This window comes from Actinacidiphila sp. bgisy144 (assembly GCF_057708105.1).
Genome location: NZ_JBYIRM010000007.1, coordinates 148,418 through 165,319 on the forward strand (window position 1 = coordinate 148,418; position 16,902 = coordinate 165,319).

17 protein-coding genes are annotated in these 16,902 nt (G+C 74.3%); 9 read left to right on the forward strand and 8 right to left on the reverse strand.

Going from position 1 to position 16,902, the window contains the following annotated elements; genetic code table 11:
- Window positions 1-52 precede the first annotated feature (52 nt).
- Window positions 53-1,354: an MFS transporter gene (locus AC3EVP_RS10940; protein WP_435128552.1), complete on the reverse strand. Its 1,302-nt coding sequence runs from the start codon at window positions 1,352-1,354 to the stop codon at window positions 53-55.
- Between the two features lie 163 nt (window positions 1,355-1,517).
- Between AC3EVP_RS10940 and AC3EVP_RS10945 the strand changes: the two genes are divergently transcribed.
- The 5 genes from AC3EVP_RS10945 to AC3EVP_RS10965 all read left to right on the forward strand — a co-directional run bounded on the left by AC3EVP_RS10945 (window position 1,518) and on the right by AC3EVP_RS10965 (window position 6,415).
- Entirely contained in the window at window positions 1,518-2,207 is a 690-nt protein-coding gene (locus AC3EVP_RS10945; protein ID WP_435128555.1) for a DNA polymerase ligase N-terminal domain-containing protein, read from the forward strand.
- Between the two features lie 104 nt (window positions 2,208-2,311).
- The gene (ligD, locus tag AC3EVP_RS10950; RefSeq protein WP_435128883.1) at window positions 2,312-3,256 is read left to right on the forward strand and encodes a non-homologous end-joining DNA ligase; all 945 of its coding nucleotides are present in this window, start codon (window positions 2,312-2,314) and stop codon (window positions 3,254-3,256) included.
- 53 nt (window positions 3,257-3,309) lie between these two features.
- Window positions 3,310-4,029, forward strand: a complete 720-nt coding sequence (locus tag AC3EVP_RS10955; protein WP_335970568.1) for an MgtC/SapB family protein — start codon at window positions 3,310-3,312, stop codon at window positions 4,027-4,029.
- 135 nt (window positions 4,030-4,164) lie between these two features.
- Complete coding sequence (locus tag AC3EVP_RS10960; protein WP_335970566.1) at window positions 4,165-4,737, forward strand: MarR family winged helix-turn-helix transcriptional regulator; 573 nt, start codon at window positions 4,165-4,167, stop codon at window positions 4,735-4,737.
- Window positions 4,727-6,415, forward strand: a complete 1,689-nt coding sequence (locus AC3EVP_RS10965) for an MDR family MFS transporter (protein WP_435128560.1) — start codon at window positions 4,727-4,729, stop codon at window positions 6,413-6,415. Before AC3EVP_RS10960 ends, AC3EVP_RS10965 begins: the two co-directional genes overlap by 11 nt.
- Before the next feature lie 20 nt (window positions 6,416-6,435).
- Here the strand turns inward: AC3EVP_RS10965 and AC3EVP_RS10970 are convergent, their stop codons facing one another.
- The 3 genes from AC3EVP_RS10970 to AC3EVP_RS10980 form a co-directional block, all read right to left on the reverse strand.
- Complete coding sequence (locus tag AC3EVP_RS10970; protein ID WP_435128563.1) at window positions 6,436-7,287, reverse strand: COG4705 family protein; 852 nt, start codon at window positions 7,285-7,287, stop codon at window positions 6,436-6,438.
- A gap of 122 nt (window positions 7,288-7,409) precedes the next feature.
- On the reverse strand, window positions 7,410-8,045 hold the full coding sequence (locus AC3EVP_RS10975) for an RDD family protein (protein WP_335970564.1): 636 nt from the start codon (window positions 8,043-8,045) through the stop codon (window positions 7,410-7,412).
- 239 nt (window positions 8,046-8,284) lie between these two features.
- Window positions 8,285-8,593 (reverse strand): hypothetical protein, encoded by a 309-nt coding sequence (locus AC3EVP_RS10980; protein WP_335970561.1) that lies wholly within the window; start codon window positions 8,591-8,593, stop codon window positions 8,285-8,287.
- Between the two features lie 220 nt (window positions 8,594-8,813).
- On the opposite strand from AC3EVP_RS10980, the gene AC3EVP_RS10985 reads away from it, so the two are divergent.
- The 3 genes from AC3EVP_RS10985 to AC3EVP_RS10995 are packed head-to-tail and all read left to right on the forward strand — an operon-like array spanning window position 8,814 to window position 11,843.
- Window positions 8,814-10,319 (forward strand): MFS transporter, encoded by a 1,506-nt coding sequence (locus tag AC3EVP_RS10985; RefSeq protein ID WP_435128567.1) that lies wholly within the window; start codon window positions 8,814-8,816, stop codon window positions 10,317-10,319.
- Window positions 10,309-11,304: an RNA polymerase subunit sigma-70 gene (locus tag AC3EVP_RS10990; protein WP_435128570.1), complete on the forward strand. Its 996-nt coding sequence runs from the start codon at window positions 10,309-10,311 to the stop codon at window positions 11,302-11,304. The genes AC3EVP_RS10985 and AC3EVP_RS10990 overlap by 11 nt, the downstream gene beginning before the upstream one ends.
- Window positions 11,301-11,843 carry a maleylpyruvate isomerase N-terminal domain-containing protein gene (locus AC3EVP_RS10995; protein WP_435128573.1) on the forward strand — a complete coding sequence of 181 codons (543 nt, stop codon included), beginning with the start codon at window positions 11,301-11,303 and terminating at the stop codon, window positions 11,841-11,843. Before AC3EVP_RS10990 ends, AC3EVP_RS10995 begins: the two co-directional genes overlap by 4 nt.
- A 41-nt stretch (window positions 11,844-11,884) precedes the next feature.
- Here AC3EVP_RS10995 and AC3EVP_RS11000 read toward each other — a convergent pair whose 3' ends face one another.
- The 4 genes from AC3EVP_RS11000 to AC3EVP_RS11015 all read right to left on the reverse strand — a co-directional run bounded on the left by AC3EVP_RS11000 (window position 11,885) and on the right by AC3EVP_RS11015 (window position 15,724).
- Window positions 11,885-12,544 carry a response regulator gene (locus tag AC3EVP_RS11000; RefSeq protein WP_435128576.1) on the reverse strand — a complete coding sequence of 220 codons (660 nt, stop codon included), beginning with the start codon at window positions 12,542-12,544 and terminating at the stop codon, window positions 11,885-11,887.
- Window positions 12,541-13,749 (reverse strand): sensor histidine kinase, encoded by a 1,209-nt coding sequence (locus AC3EVP_RS11005; RefSeq protein ID WP_435128886.1) that lies wholly within the window; start codon window positions 13,747-13,749, stop codon window positions 12,541-12,543. The genes AC3EVP_RS11000 and AC3EVP_RS11005 overlap by 4 nt, the downstream gene beginning before the upstream one ends.
- A gap of 11 nt (window positions 13,750-13,760) precedes the next feature.
- Window positions 13,761-14,603: a CPBP family intramembrane glutamic endopeptidase gene (locus tag AC3EVP_RS11010; protein ID WP_435128579.1), complete on the reverse strand. Its 843-nt coding sequence runs from the start codon at window positions 14,601-14,603 to the stop codon at window positions 13,761-13,763.
- Window positions 14,604-14,839: 236 nt separating this feature from the next.
- On the reverse strand, window positions 14,840-15,724 hold the full coding sequence (locus AC3EVP_RS11015; protein WP_435128582.1) for a UbiA prenyltransferase family protein: 885 nt from the start codon (window positions 15,722-15,724) through the stop codon (window positions 14,840-14,842).
- Window positions 15,725-16,158: 434 nt separating this feature from the next.
- Between AC3EVP_RS11015 and AC3EVP_RS11020 the strand changes: the two genes are divergently transcribed.
- Window positions 16,159-16,872: an SDR family NAD(P)-dependent oxidoreductase gene (locus tag AC3EVP_RS11020; protein WP_435128585.1), complete on the forward strand. Its 714-nt coding sequence runs from the start codon at window positions 16,159-16,161 to the stop codon at window positions 16,870-16,872.
- Window positions 16,873-16,902: the final 30 nt, after the last annotated feature.

The window sequence follows — 16,902 nt, forward strand, 5'->3', positions numbered from 1 at the left end:
ACCGTACCGGAGGAACGGTCCGACGGCCGGGTATTCGGCCCGGCGCGCCGGGTCAGCTCTCGCGGACCGCCTGGGGAGTGCGGCGGCCGAGCAGCAGGGCGGCGAGCGCCGCCGCGGCCAGCACGATCACCGCGGCGCCGTACTCCCGGACGGTGTCGAGCAGACCGCCGCCATGGACCACCAGCACACCGGCGATCACCGCGGGCACCCCCATGCCGAGGTAGGAGACCACATACAGCAGCGAGAGCACCCCGGCCCGTTCGTGCGGCTCCACCAGCGGGACGACCAGGCGGATACCGCCCTGGAACCCGGCGCCGAAGCCGAACCCGGCCACCGCGCTGCCCACGAAGAAGCCGGTCACCGCACCGGCGCCGCCCCCGCCCGAGCCTATGGACAGCACGGTCACGGCCACCCCGACGATCAGCGCGATCACGCCGGCCACCATCACGGTGCGGCTCGCGGTCTCCCGCAGCAGCGGCACGGACAGGGCGGCGGCCCCGGCCAGCACGAACAGCCCCAGCCCGCCGTAGACCACCGAGTCGGAGTGCACCAGGCGGCTGGTGATCGCCGGGCCGAGCGAGCCGTAGAAGCCCGCGAGCGACCAGACCGCGAAGAGCACGGGCGCGGCGACGGCGATCGCACTGCGCGCGGAGCGCGGCAGCTTGATCTCCGGCACCATGCTGGACAGCGCGCCGTGCTTGCGGGTCACCGGCTCCCGGAGCGCCGCCACGCCCAGCGCCTGGAGCGCGAAGATGCCGAGCAGCAGGTAGTAGACGAGGTGGGTGGGCGCGGGCAGGAACCGCACCACCAGCCCGGAGGCCAGCGCGCCGACCGCGGTCCCGATCGGGGGCGCGAAGGAGTTGGCGACCGAGCCCTTGATCCGGTCGATGTCGAGCAGACCGGCGCCTATCGCGCCGAGCGCGGCACCCGTCGCGACGCCCTGGACCACCCGGCCCGCCATCAGCACGCCGACCCCGCCCGCGGTGGCGAACACCACCATGGCGACCGCCTGCGCGGCGAGCGCGACGAACAGCACGGGCTTGCGCCCTATGTGGTCGGAGATCTTTCCGAAGATCAGCAGGGACACCAGCACCGCGACCGCGTAGACGCCGAAGACGACGGTGGTGGTGATCGGCGAGAAGCCCCACTCGCCTTGGTACACCGCATAGAGCGGGGTGGGGGCGCTGGAGGCGGCGAGCAGCGAGATGATGATCGACGCGAGCAGGACCAGCGCGGCGGTGGGTCCGAGATGCCGCCCACCGCCGGCCGCCGCACCTGGCGCGGCACCCGGCGCCGCAGGCGTCGGCGCACTCCTCCTCCGGGTGGCTGCCTCACTGGCCGGGGGGACGGACATGGCTTCTCCCTTGTGAATCCCTCGGGGAACTGAACAGACCTGTCTAGTAGCTTGTTCTGAGACTAGACAGACAGGTCTACCCATGTCAAGGCGAGGTTTGTCCGCCGTACGAGTGGTCAGCCGACAGGAAGGCAGCACCGAGCCGCACCCGCGAGGAGGCGCCGTGACCACCGACCGCCGGGCTACCCGCGGCGACCGCCGCCGCGACCGCCTCGCCACCTATCGCCGCAAGCGCGACTTCGCCCGTACGGCCGAGCCGCGCGGCGGCGGCACTCCCGCGGGCGGCGGCCCCGCCTACGTCGTGCAGATCCATGACGCGACCCGCACCCACTTCGACTTCCGGCTGGAGGTCGACGGCGTGCTCAAGTCGTGGGCGGTGCCCAAGGGGCCCTCGACCGACCCGCGGGACAAGCGGCTCGCGGTGCCGACGGAGGACCACCCCATGGAGTACCGCGACTTCGAGGGGGTCATCGAGGCGGGCGAGTACGGCGGCGGGACCGTGATCGTCTGGGACGCGGGCGGCTACCGCAACGCCAGCACCGACCGGTCCGGCCGCGAGATCCCCTTCGCCGAGGCGCTGGCCCGCGGCCACGCCTCCTTCCGGCTGGTCGGCGGAAAGCTGCGCGGCCGCTGGTCGCTGACCCGCTTCCGGTCCGGCGAGCCCGGCACCGAGGACGACAGCGGGCACGCCAAGGGCGAGGCGTGGTTGCTGGTCAGGGCGGCGGAGGAGGACGTGCGCCGCGCCCGGCGCCGCGGCACCCCCGACCCGCACCTGGCCCGCAGCACGCGGACCGGCCGCACCCTCGCGCAGGTCGCCGAGGCGGGCGGCCCGACCTGGCACTCGGACCGTTGACCCCCGCCGCCAGGGGCGCCGGCCCCGTCCCGTCCGCCGCGGCGGTGCCCGCGCACCTGTTGCGCCCGGCCGACCCGGCGCGGGCCGGGGTGCCGCCCGCGCCGATGCTCGCCACCCCGAGCAACCGCCGTTCGTTCGACGACCGCTGGCTGTTCGAGCGGAAGCTCGACGGGGTGCGGGTGCTGGCCGTAAGGGACGCGGACGGGGTGCGGCTGCTGTCGCGCACCGGGCGGGACCTGGGAGCGACGTACCCCGAGGTGGTGGCGGCGCTGGCGGCGCAGCCCTGCGCGGAGTTCACGGTGGACGGCGAGGTGGTGGCGCTGCGGGCGGGCCGCACGGACTTCGCGCGGCTCCAGCAGCGGATGGGGCTGACCGACCCGCGGGCGGTGCGCGCCAGCCCGGTGGCGGTCCACTACTACGTATTCGACCTGCCGGCGCTGGCCGGCTGGGACACCACCCGGGTGCCGCAGCGGACCCGGAAGGCGCTGCTGCGGGACGCGTTGGAGTTCGGCGGCCCGCTGCGGTACACCGCGCACCGCAACTACGACGGCGACACCCCGGCGCTGCTCGCGGACGCCTGCGCGCGGGGCTGGGAGGGGCTGATCGCCAAGCGCGCGGACGCCGCGTACCAGCCGCGCCGCTCGCACGACTGGCTGAAGCTGAAGTGCCTGGCCGGGCAGGAGTTCGTGGTGGGCGGCTTCACCGAGCCGTCGGGCTCGCGGATCGGCTTCGGCGCGCTGCTGGTGGGCTACCACGACAACGACAGCGGCGCGGGCGGCGCGCTGCGCTACGCGGGCAAGGTCGGCACCGGCTACCGCGACCGCCTGCTGCGGGAGTTGCGGGCGCGGCTGGAGGCGCTGGCCCGGCCGTCGTCGCCGTTCGCCGACCCGGTGCGCGAGCGGGCTGCGCACTGGGCGGAGCCGGTGCTCGTGGCGCAGGTGGCCTTCACCGAGTGGACCGGGGACGGGATGCTGCGCCATCCCCGCTTCCTGGGGCTGCGGGACGACAAGGACCCGGCGGACGTGGTCCGGGAGGCGCCGGCCGATTGAATGTTCGGGCGCGGGGATGCCGTTGCCGCGGCGGCAGTTACTACAGTGACGGGATGAATGTGGCGATGTGGGGTGAAGCGGCCGGCCAGGGCTGGCCGCAGATCGGGGAGTTGGGGCTCGCGTTCGTCCTGTCGGCGGCGATCGGCCTCGAACGCGAGGTGCGTCAGAAGAGCGCGGGGATGCGGACGCACACGCTCGTCGGGCTCGGTTCGGCGTTGATCATGCTGGTGTCGAAGTACGGTTTCGGCGACGTGCTCGGCGGCCACACCGTGCTGGACCCCTCGCGGGTGGCGGCGCAGATCGTCTCCGGGATCGGCTTCATCGGCGGCGGGCTGATCTTCGTCCGGCAGGACGTGGTGCGCGGGCTGACCACGGCGGCGGTGGTGTGGATGACGGCCGCGATCGGCATGGCGGCGGGCGCGGGGCTGCCGGTGCTGGCGCTGGTGGTGGCCGCCGCGCACTTCGTGATCGTGCTCGGCTTCGCGCCGCTGGCCGCCCGCATCCCCGGTTCGACCCGCTCCCCCGCGTGGCTGCGGCTGGACTACGAGGACGGCCGCGGGGTGCTGCGGACCGCGCTGGAGTCCTGTACGAACATGGGTTTCAACGTCGTCGACCTGTCCGCCGAGCACGACCACGAGCCGGAGCAGCGCGGGACCGTCACGGTGTTCCTGACCGTGCAGGGCCCGCGGCCGGTGGTGGAGCTCGCGTCGGCGCTCGCGGAGCTCAGGGGCGTACACCGGGTGAGTACGACGCAGGACGACGCGATCGAGTAGCTTCCGGACGCCCCTGCTTACTCAGTTGCTTGCCCCCAGCAATTAATATAAGTTGCTGAAGGCAAACAAATACTTATCGGACAACAGGGGGCGAGGGCGACGGATACCGAAACGGACGCGGCCGACCCTTCCGACGTGATACAGGAGAGCGCGGCCGTCGGCGACGAGATGGCGCGGCTGACGCGGCTGATCGGCGCCTGGAAGCAGCGGGCCCGGGACGAGGGCTGGGGCGACCGGGTGCTGCTGGGCCGGCTCGCCGAGGGCGGCCCGCGCCGGGCCACCGACCTGGCCGCCGACACCCTGCTCGACCTGTCCACCGTGAGCCGGCAGATCCGTTCGCTGGTCGAACGGGGCCTGGTCGAGCGGCGCCCCGACCCCGAGGACGGCCGCGGCGCCCTGCTCTCCCCGACCGGGGAGGGGCTCGCCGCCGTGCAGCGCTACCGCGCGCAGCGCGACCAGAAGCTGGCCGAGGCGCTCGCCGCCTGGCCCGCCCGGGACCGCCGGGAACTCGGCCGCCTGCTGGCCCGGTTCAACGACGACTTCGGCGAGCAGTACGTACGGCCCGTGTGCGCGCCGGGCCACGACCGCGTGCCGGCCCCCGCGCAGGGCGCCGGCGCGCCGGGCGGCACCGCCGCCCCCTCCGACCTCAGCACCGCCACCGGGCCCGCATCCCGGGTCAGATCCAGGAGAACGTCACGTGAGCAGTAGCAGCCGGACCTCACCACCGTCAGGGGCGGCCCCGGAGCCGGCGGCGCCCGCGGCCGCCGCCGCGCCGGGCGGGCTGACGCACCGCCAGATCCTGACCATCCTCAGCGGCCTGATGCTGGGCATGTTCCTGGCCGCTCTCGACCAGACCATCGTCAGCACCGCGATCCGGACCATCGCCGACGACCTGCACGGGCTGAACCAGCAGGCGTGGACCACCACCGCCTACCTGATCACCTCGACCATCGCCACGCCGCTGTACGGCAAGCTGTCCGACATACACGGCCGCAAGCCGTACTTCATCGCGGCGATCAGCATCTTCATCGTCGGCTCGGTGCTGTGCACCTTCTCCACCTCGATGATCGAGCTGGCGGTCTTCCGGGCCTTCCAGGGCCTCGGGGCCGGCGGTCTGATGTCGCTGGCGCTGGCGATCATCGGCGACATCGTGCCGCCGCGCGAACGGGCCCGCTACCAGGGGTACATCCTGGCGGTCTTCGCCACCTCCAGCGTGGCCGGCCCGCTGATCGGCGGGTTCCTCGCCGGGCAGAACTCGGTGCTGGGCATCGCCGGCTGGCGCTGGGTCTTCCTGGTCAACGTGCCGATAGGGATCATCGGGCTGTTCGTGGTCGCCCGGGTGCTCAACGTGCCGCACACCCGGCGGGACCACCGGATCGACTGGTGGGGCGCGCTGACCATCGTGGTCGGCCTGGTGCCGCTGCTGCTCATCGCCGAGCAGGGCGAGACGTGGGGCTGGCTGTCGACGCGCGCGCTGCTCTGCTACGTGATCGGCGTCGTCGGCGTGGTGGCCTGGATCTTCGTCGAGCGCGGGATGGGCGACGAGGCGCTGATCCCGATGCGGCTGTTCCGCAACAACGTCTTCAGCCGCACCAGCCTGCTGAGCCTGCTCGTCGGCATGGCGATGTTCGGCGGGCTGCTGATGATCCCGCAGTACCTCCAGATCGTGAAGGGCGCCAGCCCGACCCGGTCGGGCCTGGAGATGCTGCCGCTGATGCTCGGGATGATGGCCGCCTCGATCGGCACCGGCCAGGCCACGTCGCGGACCGGGCGCTACAAGATCTTCCCGGTGATCGGCACCGCGCTGATGGTCGTGGCGATGCTGCTCTTCCACTTCAAGGTGCAGTGGGACACCCCGCTGCCGGAGACCATGGGCTTCATGCTGCTCATGGGCGCCGGGCTCGGCCTGACCATGCAGACGCTGGTGCTGTCGGTGCAGAACGCGGTGCCGCCGCAGGACATGGGCACCGCGACCGCGTCGGCGACGTTCTTCCGGCAGCTCGGCGGCACCGCGGGCACCGCGATCTTCCTGTCCGTGCTGTTCAGCACGGTCGGCGGGAAGATCACCACGGCCCTCGGCAAGGCCAAGTCGCACCCGGACTTCCAGAAGGCGGTCGCCGCGCACCCGGACGCGCTGTCGCCGAAGAGCGCGAAGTCGGTGGTCACCGACTCGTCGTTCCTCAAGCACCTCGACCCGGCGCTGGCGGCGCCCTTCAAGCAGGGCTTCGCCGACTCGATGCACCTGGTGTTCATCATCGTCGCCGGGGTCGCGCTGCTGGCGTTCCTGCTGATGCTGACGATCAAGGAGGTCCCGCTGCGCCGGCTGTCCGGCGCGCAGGCGCGGGCCCAGGCCGAGGCGGAAGCGGCGGCGGCCACGGAGCTGTGACCTGACCCCCGCCCCGGCGGTCAGTGCAAGGCGGTTTCCCGTACCCCCGGCCGGGGGCTCGGGGAGCCGCCTTTGCGCTGCGGCGAGCGGAGGGACAGCAGCGTGATGAGCGCCGCGATGAGCAGCCCGAGGACACCGCTGACCGGGCCGGTGCCCCAGCCGAGGCCGCCGTGGGCGGTGGAGGCGCCCATCCAGTCGGCGAAGGAGGCGCCGAGCGGGCGGGTCAGCACGTAGGCGGTCCAGAAGGTGGCGACCGGGTCGGCCCGGAAGCCGAACCGGGCCGCGGCGGGCACCGCGATCAGCGCGGCGAACAGCACGCCGGAGGAGAAGTAGCCCAGGTGCAGGCCGCCCGCGGTGAGGTCGCCGACGGCGGTGCCCAGCGCGAACGTGGCCAGCACCGTGGCCCAGTAGTAGGTCTCGCGCCGCCGGGTGCGGATGCTGTGGATCGACAAGGTGCCCTCGCTGCGGTACCAGGCGGTGAGCAGCGCCGCGAGGATCACCGCGAAGGCGGCCGCCGAGACCGCGTAGGGCACGCCCGCCACCACGTGCACGACGTCCGCGGCCATGGTGCCGAAGACGCTCACCATGACGATCGCCGACCAGTACGTCCACGCCGAGTAGCAGGTGGCGCGGAACTGGAGCGCCAGCAGGCCGGCCAGCCCGAACAGCCCGATCGCCCCGGCGCCGACCGGCCCCAGGACGCGGCCGAGGTAGTCCGAGGTGGTCTCGCCCATTCCGGTGGTGAGCACCTTGGTCAGCCAGAACAGCGCGGTGGCCTCGGGTACCTTGGACAGGGCCAGTTCGGCCCCGGCGCCGACAGCCGCCCCCGTCCTGCCCGCGCCGCCACCGCCGCCGTGTCGGGACCGCTTCACGAGGCCGCCGCCTTCCTGGCGCCGCGCGGCGCCGTCCTACCAGCCATGTCTGACTACAGGACTGTAGACGGAAAACGGCGGTGGTGAGTTCCCGGGGTCGGCGTCCGGGGGAAGGCCCGAGGTCAGCGGCCGGGCGGGCGGCGGACCACGACCGTGCGCGCGGCGGTGTCGAACGTGCTGTGGTGGTACGGCCGCCGGGCCAGGACATGGCCGAGCCGGCTGAGCACGACCACCACGTTGACCCCCGGGACCAGCCAGCCCAGGGTCGCCATGGCGCGGGCCCGCCGTACCGCCTGCCGCCAGGTCGGGCGGGTGTGGCCGTCCCACAGCCGGGCCAGCCGCAGCCCGGTGAGCAGCATGCCGGGGGTGCCGCCGCACAGGGTGGCGAACACCGCGCCGTAGCACGTCAGCCAGCCGAAGCCGAGCAGCCAGAAGGCGAGCAGGAAGCAGCCCTGGCCATGGCGGTCGACCGCGTACTGGAGCGCGGCGGCGAGCGCGCCGGGCACCGCCAGCGAGGCCGCGGCGATCAGCAGATCGAGCAGGAGCGCGGTGAACCGCCGGGCGGTGGGGGCGAGTTCGACGGTGGTGACGTCACGGCCGCCGTTCGGCGCCCGCCCGGCCAGCCCCGCGCACGCGTACGCCGTACGGGACCGCTCGGGGGGTTCGGCGGTGAGCGGGTGCCGCCTTCGCTGCGCCTCGCGGGCCCGTTCGGCCCGTGCGATCCGGTCCGCGCCGCGCGCGCCCTCCAACGACCCCATCGCTCCCCGCTCTTGACGGCTCGGGCGGACCGCACGCCACCAACGGCACGGCCGCCGGGGCGCTTCCTCGCACGGCCCCCGCCGCGCCCCGCGTCATGATCTTCCCAGGTGCGCGTTCCGCCGCAATCCCCGGGGAACCAAAAGGCCGGGAAAAGCGTCCCGGGCCGCCGCTACGGGCAACACACCTCCCTCCGCGGCGAGTTCTCCCGCACCGCGGCGGACCCGTCACACGTCACGCGTCACACGCCGAGGAAGCGGTACGCGCCGACGAGCGCGGCCTCGCCGCGGGTGAGGGTGCCGGGCACGACGCGGTCGCCGATGCCGCGCTGGAACTCCTGGAAGGCGCTCGCCGTCCGCAGCGGGTCGCCCGCGCCCTCGGTGAGCGCGACGTGGACGAAGGTCACGCCGTCGTCGAGCCGGAAGGTCGCGTACCGCAGACCGCCGGGTTCGCCCGCGGCCAGTTCGGCGTAGACCTTCTCCACCAGCCGCTGGTTCTCCTCGGCGGCCTCGGCGCGTACCTGGTACCTGATGATCGCGATCGTGCTCATGAACGGCCTCCGTCGGGTCTCCCGCGCCGGCCCGGATGCCGGGGCGGTGTGCGTCCTCTCCTTCTTCGACCCCGGCCGCGGGCGCGGTTCACCGGTCGCGGGCCCGGGAAGCCGTCCGCAACCCGACCGCAACCCGAAGAGTCCTCCCGCCGACCGGTGAACGAGGCGGCCCCCGCGAGTCGATACCGCCAGGCCCCCTTTACCGGAAGGACCACTCACCATGAGCATCACCGCGCGGCCGGGACCGCCCGCGCCGCTGGGCTGGGTACTCGCCGCCACGGCGGCGGCCAGCCTGATCGTCGCCCTCGACCAGCTCGTCGTCGCCACCGCCCTCCAGACGATCCGCCACGACCTCGGCGCGTCCATGGCCGGACTGGAGTGGACGGTCAACGCGTTCAGCCTCAGCTTCGCCGCGCTGATGATCCCCGGCGCGGAACTCGGCGACCGGATCGGCCGCAAACGGGCCTATCTGCTCGGCCTGATCGTCTTCGCGCTGGCCTCCGCGGCCTGCGCGCTCGCGCCGAACGTCGGGACCCTGATCGCCGCCCGGGTTGTCCAGGGCGCCGGCGGGGCGCTGATCCTGCCCGCCTCGCTCGCGCTGCTCACCGCGGCGACGCCCGGCCACCGGCGTGGCACCGTGATGGGGATCTACGCCGCCGTCACCGGACTGGCCGTCGTCGGCGGTCCGTTGGTCGGCGGCGCGGTGGCCCAGGGCCTTGCCTGGCAGTGGATCTTCTGGATCAACGTCCCGCTGATCGCGCTCGTCCTGGTCGTCGCGTCGGCCAAGCTGACCGAGGAGAAGGGCGGTTCGACCCGGCCCGACCTGCTGGGCCTGCTGCTGGCCGCGGGGTCGATGTGCGCGATCGTGTGGGGTCTGGTCCGCTCCGGCGCGGCCGGCTGGTCCGGAGCGGAGGTGGTGGGCACCCTGACCGGCGGCGCGGTGCTGCTGGCGGCGTGTATCGGGTGGGAACTGCGGGCGCGCCGGCCGATGCTGCCCATGCGGCTGTTCGGGAACCGCGCGTTCGCAGCCGGCAACCTGTCGGCGCTGCTGCTCACCGCGTCGCTGTTCGCCACCGTCTTCTTCCTCGCCCAGTTCCTCCAGGTGGCCCTGGGCAACTCGCCGCTCGGCGCGGGCGTCCGGTTCCTGCCGTGGACGGTGCCGCTGTTCTTCGTCGCCCCCGTCGCCGGCCGGTTGCAGGACCGGATCGGTGCCCGGGTGCTGATCTCGGCGGGGCTGGCGCTCCAGGGCGCCGGGCTGGTCTGGCTGGCGGTCGCGGCCCACCGGCACGGCCCGTACGGCGAGATGGCCGCGGCCCTGATGGCCTCCGGGGTCGGCACCTCCATGGCGATGCCGGCCCAGCAGACCGCGGTAATGAGCGCGGCGCCGCCCTCGTCGATGGGGAAGGCGGCCGGCACGTTCAACACGGTGCGGCAGGTCGGCGGGGCGCTCGGCATCGCGGTCGCCGCCGCGGTGTTCGCCGCACACGGCAGCGACCGCTCCCCGGCGGACTTCACCGACGGGTTCACCGCGGCGATCGCCACGACGGCGGTCCTCGCCTTCGCCGGCGCGGTGACCGGCCTGTTCGCGCCGGGACGCGCGAAGCGTTGGGAAGCGGGTACGGATGCGGGTGCAGGTTCCCGTACGGGAGCGGGGCCGGGCGCGGAGACGCACGACGGCGCCGCGGCCAAGTCTGCTGGCGTGGAAGGGGAGTTCGATGTCAGGTGACGCCGACACGCCGACCGGCGGCCCCTTCGCCGAACTGGCCGACCCCTACCGGGGCGAGCTGCTCGCGCACTGCTACCGCATGGTCGGCTCCCTGCACGACGCCGAGGACCTGGTCCAGGAGACGCTGCTGCGGGCCTGGCGCGGCTACCCGAAGTTCAACGGCCGCTCCTCGCTGCGGACCTGGCTGTACCGCATCGCCACCAACACCTGCCTCACGGCGCTCGGCAGCACCCACCGCCGGGTGCTCCCCTCCGGCCTCGGCACCGGGGTGCCCGACGCCGGTCCTGCCGAACTCCCGCACCTGGACCGCGTCTCGTGGCTGGAGCCCGCGCCGACGTCCGCGCTCGCCGGGCCGGCGCGGGCGGACGACCCGGCCACGGTCGTGGCACTGCGGGACAGCACCCGGCTCGCGCTGGTCGCCGCCTTCCAGAAGCTCCCGGTGCGGCAGCGCGCCGCCCTGCTGCTGGTCGAGGTGGTCGGCTACACCCCGGCGGAGGCGGCGGAGGCGCTGGGGGTGACCGTCACCGTCGTCCGCAGCCTGCTCCAGCGAGCACGGGCGACCCTGGCCGTCGACGTGCCGGTGCAGGACCGGGTGGTCGCCCCGCCCGACCTGGACTCCGGTCTGCTGCACCGCTACCTGCGGGCGTTCGAGGCCGCGGACGTGGCGGCGCTGGCCGAACTCCTCGTGGCGGACGTGGAGTACGAGATGCCGCCGATCCCCGTCTGGTTCCGCGGCCGCGCGGCCGTGCTCGACCACCATGTCCGCCGGGTGTTCAGCCGGGCCCGCCGGGGCCTGGCGACGTCGGCGAACGGCTACCCGGCGGTCGCGACGTACACCGAGGCGGACGACGGGACGTTCACCGCGCACGCCATCCAGGTGGTCGAGCCGCGCGACGGGCTGGTGGCGCGGATCACCGTGTTCCTCGGGGACGGGCTGTTTCCGGGCTTCGGGCTGCCGTTGACGCTGCCGCCGCGGCGGCCATGACCGGGGCACCGCACGCGCTCGACCTCCTCGTCCGGTCCGCGCGCGTCATGCGGGGCTGTCTGAACGGGGCCCTGCGGGCCGATCCGGCCGGCCCCACCCCGTGTTCCGCCTGGGACCTGGGCACGCTGGTGCTGCACGTCGCGGACTCGGCCGAGGTGCTGGCCGAACTCCTCGGCGACGGCGGCCCCGTGCCCGTCTCCCGGACGGACGTCGGCTGCGTCCGGGCCGGGTCGGCGGTCGAGGAGCTGATCACGGTGGCCGGGCGGGCGCCGCGCGGGCGGCGGGACGTCGAGCTGACCGCGCTGACCGGTGCGTTCGAACTGGCCGTGCACGCCTGGGACATCGGCGCGTCGACCGGTGTGCCGGCGCCGCTGCCCGCGGACCTCGCGAGCACCCTGCTCGCGCTGGCCCCGGTCGTGCTGGGCGATGTCGAACGCGCGGGGCTCTTCGGCGCCGGCCGGCCGCCGTCGCCGGCGCAGTGCACCGACACCGACCGGCTGCTCGCGCTGTTCGGCCGGTGCGGCACGTCCGCCCGCTGACCGCGTCCCCCGCCGGCGGGGGACGCGGTCAGCGGGCGGAATCAGGTCACCAGGCCCTGGCGGTAGGCGTAGACGACGGCCTGGACGCGGTCGCGGAGGTGCAGCTTGGCGAGGATGCGCGAGACGAACGTCTTCACGGTCTCCTGGCTGATGGTGAGGGCCGCGGCGATCTCGCTGTTGGACAGCCCCTCGGCGATCAGCCGCAGCACCTCCGTCTCCCGCGGCGTGAGCGGCGTCTGCGGGGCCGGTCCGTCGGCGGGGCGGATACGGGCGGCGTAGCGGCCGACGAGCTGCCGGGTCACCTCCGGGTCCAGGAGGGCCGCGCCGGAGGCGACCGTCCTGATGCCGCTGAGCAGCCGGGCCGGCGGGGCGTCCTTGAGCAGGAAACCACTGGCACCGGCGCGCAGCGCCTCGTAGACGTACTCGTCGAGGTTGAAGGTGGTCACCACGAGCACCTTGACGGGGTGCGCGACGCCCGCGCCGGCCAGTTGCCGAGTGGCCTCGATGCCGTCGAGCACCGGCATGCGCACGTCCATCAGGACGAGGTCGGGGCGCAGCCGCCCGGCGAGGTCGACGGCGGTCCGGCCGTCGCCGCACTCGCCGACGACCTCCAGGTCGGGCTGGGCGCCGATGATCGTCACCAGGCCGGTGCGGACCAGCATCTGGTCGTCGCAGACCAGCACGCGGATCGGGGCGCTCACGACGGGCTCCCGGCGGGTATCCGCGCGTGGACGACGAAGCGGCCGTCGGGGCCGGGGCCGGCGCTGAACTCGCCGCCCAGGACGCCGACGCGTTCGCGCAGCCCGGCCAGGCCGCGGCCGCTGCCGCCGAGTTCCGCGGCGCGGGCGGCCCCGGCGGCGCGGGCCGCGGTCGGCGCGGTGCCGAGCCCCGGGTCGGTGCCGACCTCCACGGTGATCTCCTTCCCGGCGTGCCGCACGCGGACCGACGTGCGGCTGCCGTGGGCGTACTTGAGGGCGTTGGTGAGGGCTTCCTGGACGACGCGGTAGGCGACCAGGTCGGAGCTGCCGGCCGGTTCTGGCGGGGCGCCCTCCTCGGTGAACTCCACCGGCTGGCCGGCCCGTCGGGTCTGCTCGACGAGGGTGGCCAGCCGCCCGACGACCGGGGTGCGGTCGCCGGCCGGCTGGTAGGGGTCCAGCAGGTCCAGCAGGTGCCGCAGGTCGGCGGCCGCCAGCCGGCCGGTGTCGGTGACCGCCGACAGGGCCTGGTCGAGCCGGTCCGGGTCAGCGGTCAGGTAGCGCGCGGCTTCGGCCTGGACGACCATCGCCGTGACGTGGTGGGTCACCACGTCGTGCAACTCGCGGGCGATGCGGGTGCGTTCGGCGCTGCGGGTGTCCTCGGCGACGCGGCGGCGGCGCTCGGCCTCCGCGGCCCGGTTGGCGCGCAGCCAGGCGCCCGCACCCCAGGCCAGGGCCAGTGCGAGGTAGAACGCCACGAAGCCGCTGGCGGACTCGCCGTCGGCGATCCGGGCCAGCGCCACCGCCAGCGCCGCGTAGCCGGCGGTGAACGCCGCTGCGACCAGGCGACGTCGGCCTCCCACGCGGTATCCCGCGAGCAGCAGGGCCAGCGGCAGCGCGGTGCCGGCCACCGAGTGGTAGCCGCGCAGCTGGTCGACGCAGAAGCCCGCCGAGACCAGCGCGAGGCAGTGCACGGGCCACCGGCGGCTGAGGACGAGCGGCAGGCACTCCAGGGCGATCGTGACGACCGCCAGGGCGCCGAAGTGGCGGTCGGCCACGCCGCCGAGCTGCGTCCCGTGGCCGTGCGGCTCAGCGAGCAGGGACGCGGCGAGCAGGCCGGGCCCGAGCGGGACGTACCAGGTGGCGGCGCCGACCCGCCGCCACCGCTCGGGCACCCGCCACCGTGCGGACGGCCGCCACCGCTGCGGCATCGGGACTTGGGTCACCGGGCGACTGTAGCGGCGGCCGGGACGGCGGCGGCGACGCGCCGGCGCGGGGGCAGGACGTGGCCGCGGCGGCGGGCCAGCAGCAGGAAGCCGAGCGTCACCAGCGAGCAGAACACCACGGAGTACAGGCTGCCTTCGGGGCCGAAGGAGCCGCCGGTGACCAGCGCGTGGCCGGACGACGTGGTGGAGTCCAGCAGGCCCTTGCTCGCGCCGTTGCCGGAGGCTTCGGTGCTGAAGACGCCGGACTCGGCGAAGTTCCAGGCGAAGTGCAGGCCGATCGGCACCCACAGCTTGCGGGTCGCTATGTAGGCGGCGCCGAGCATCCCGCCGCCCTCGATCGCGATGGCCACCGCGCCCCACACGGTGGCGTCGGCGTTGGTCAGGTGCTGCGCGCCGAACACCGCGCTGACGGCCACCAGCGCCGTCCAGGTGCCGAAGCGGCCCTCGATGATCCGCAGCAGCACACCGCGGAACATCAGTTCCTCCGTCGCGGCGGCCGCGGCCATGAAGCCGAACAGGCCGACGGCGCCGGTCACGCTGCCGCGGCCGTGCACGTGGTAGTAGCCCATGCCCGCGATGTCGGTGATCACCAGGCCGAACGCCACGGCGCCGATCAGCATGCCGCGGACTAGCCCGCCGGCCGCGCCCTGCCGGGAGACCTCCAGTGACGGCCGGTGCTCGGTCCGCCGCACCACCCAGCCGTAGACGAGCACCGCGAGCACCGCGGTGGCGACGCCGGCGGCGCACCTGGCCGGCCAGGCCCCCTCCACCGCACCGAGGACCTGCCCGCCGGCGAAGGCGACCACCGCCACCGCCCCGAGTTGCCACACCAGCTTCATCGACGCCACCCTCCGATCCCGACCGCGGCGGGTCCACCGCGGTTGACCGGAACGCTACGGAGCGGGCGGGCCGGAATCGTCACCATGAAGTGCGCACTCCCGCGTAGCTCCTGCGGGGGACGGCGGCACCGTCAGCGGCCCGATGGGGGGGCCGTATCCCCTTGACACGGCGGCCCCGGGCGCGCCGGTGGGGCTCCCCGCGGTCGGCGGGGAGCCCCAGGGCGGCCGGGGCCGGATCAGCCGTGGACCTGGCCGAGGAGGAAGCGGGCCAGCACCAGGAGCTGGACCGCGTACTGGGTGAACATGAAGGCCCGGTAGGGCAGTCGGCGCACCGCTCGGGTCGCGCCGTGGCGGGTGGTGGCGACCAGGACGGCCACCGCCGCACCGCCGAGCAGCAGCACCGCCGCCACCGGGACCAGGCTGGTGGCCCGCAGCAGGCTCGCCGTGAGGAAGCCGGCACCGATCAGGACCGCGTTCACTGCGGTCAGTGCCCGGGTGCGCACCTCGCCCCAGACGATGACGGGGGTCCGGCGGCCGCCGAGCGCGTCGCCCGCGACATCCGAGAGGTCCTTCGCCAGCGCCCCCACGCCCGCCATCCACAGCGACATGGCCGCGCCCAGCAGCAGCACCGGCAGGCCCGCGTGCCGGCCCCCCGCGCTCCAGCCGGCCGCGTAGGTGAGCACGCCCAGCCCCAGCACCAGCAGCGCGGTGGTGCTGCCGCGGCGCTTTCCGTGGAAGGGCGGGCCCGAGTAGGCGTAGCCGCACGCCAGGTGCAGTGCCACCAGCGGCAGCAGCACCCGGGCGTCGACCGCGGCCGCGAGCGCCAGCGACAGCACCGACGCGGCGGCGACCAGCGTGGTGGCGACCGGGGCGGGCAGCGCGCCGCGGGCGATCGGCCGGCTGGAGCCGTTGGCCCGGTCCTCGGTCACGTCCATCACGCCGTTGACGACGTAGACGGCCATGGTGGCCAGCGACCAGGCCGCGGCGGCCCACCACAGCCGCCCGTCCGCCGGCCCGCCGGACAGCGCGGCCGCCGCGAAGAAGCGCAGCATGAATACGACCTGGACGGCGGGCCGGGATTCGAGCAGAAAACCGTGCACGTGGTTCGCGAATGCGGCCACGCCGTTTCGCTGCGGGCGAGCCGCTCGAGTCAGTGCGATATCCGTCTGCATGGCTCGGACACTATGCGGGCAACCGGGGCGAATATATTCCTCGTCCGGGACACACGCGGGCGCACTGGAAGGGTTACGGGAAGTTCGCCCAAAGGAGTAGCCCGCACCGGGAACCGCGGTATGTCCGCAGGTCCGGACCAGGTGAGGGCCGGGTGCGGATCGGGTGAAGGACGGGTGAGATCAGGCCGGGAACCCGCTGCCGGACCAGGTGCGTGCCGCTGTGGTGGCAGCGCGCATGTCACTTTCGGGGCATCGGCCCGCCGATTACGGAGCAGCCCCGCCCCGGCGCGCTCCGCCGTCGAATAGCGTGGGACCACGCAGGCCGGTGCAGCCCTGCCGGGACGGGCGAACGGCTGCCGGCGCTTCCGGAAAAGGAGATTCCTGTGTCGACATCCCCCCACCCCGTGGCGATAGTGACCGGAGCCGGCCGTGGCGTCGGCGCCGCCGTGGTACGGCGGCTGGCGGCACGGCAGTTCGCGGTGGCGGCGATCGACCTGAAGGAGTCGTGGTGCGTCGGCACCCTCGACGCGATGGTCGAGCACCGGGCGTCGGTACGGGCGTTCGGCGCCGACCTCGGCTTCCTGCACGAGGCGGAGGCCGCGGTGCTGCGCGTGGTGGAAGCCCTGGGCCCGCCCAGCGTGGTGGTCAACCTTCCCCAGCACGTGCGGCCCGCGGGGCAGTTGCGCCCGCTGGAGGAGGAGTCGGACTGGGACGGGGTGATCCGGGCCCGGCTGCGCGCACCCCTGCTGCTCAGCCGGGCGGCGCAGCGCCACCTGGTGGACAGCGGCCGGGGCCGGATCGTGAACGTGGTGCCGCCGCCGTCCACGCGGCCGCCGCATGTCACCGAACTGGTCTCCCGGGCCGGGCTGGACGCCATCACCCTGCTGCTCGCCGAGGAGTTGGGTCCCTTCGGGGTGTCGGCGGTCACCGTGGCCGCGGCCGGGCACCGGCCCCCGCGCGAGGGTGGCCGGGCCGGCGAGAAGCAGGTCGACGAGCTGGTCGAGGAGCTGGCCGCCGCCGTGGAGTTCCTGGTGTGCGACGCGGAACCCGACGTCACCGGGCGGCGGTTGGACCCGGCGGACTGCGTCGGCCGGTAGTGGTCGCGGAAGAGGTCGCGGAAGCGGCCG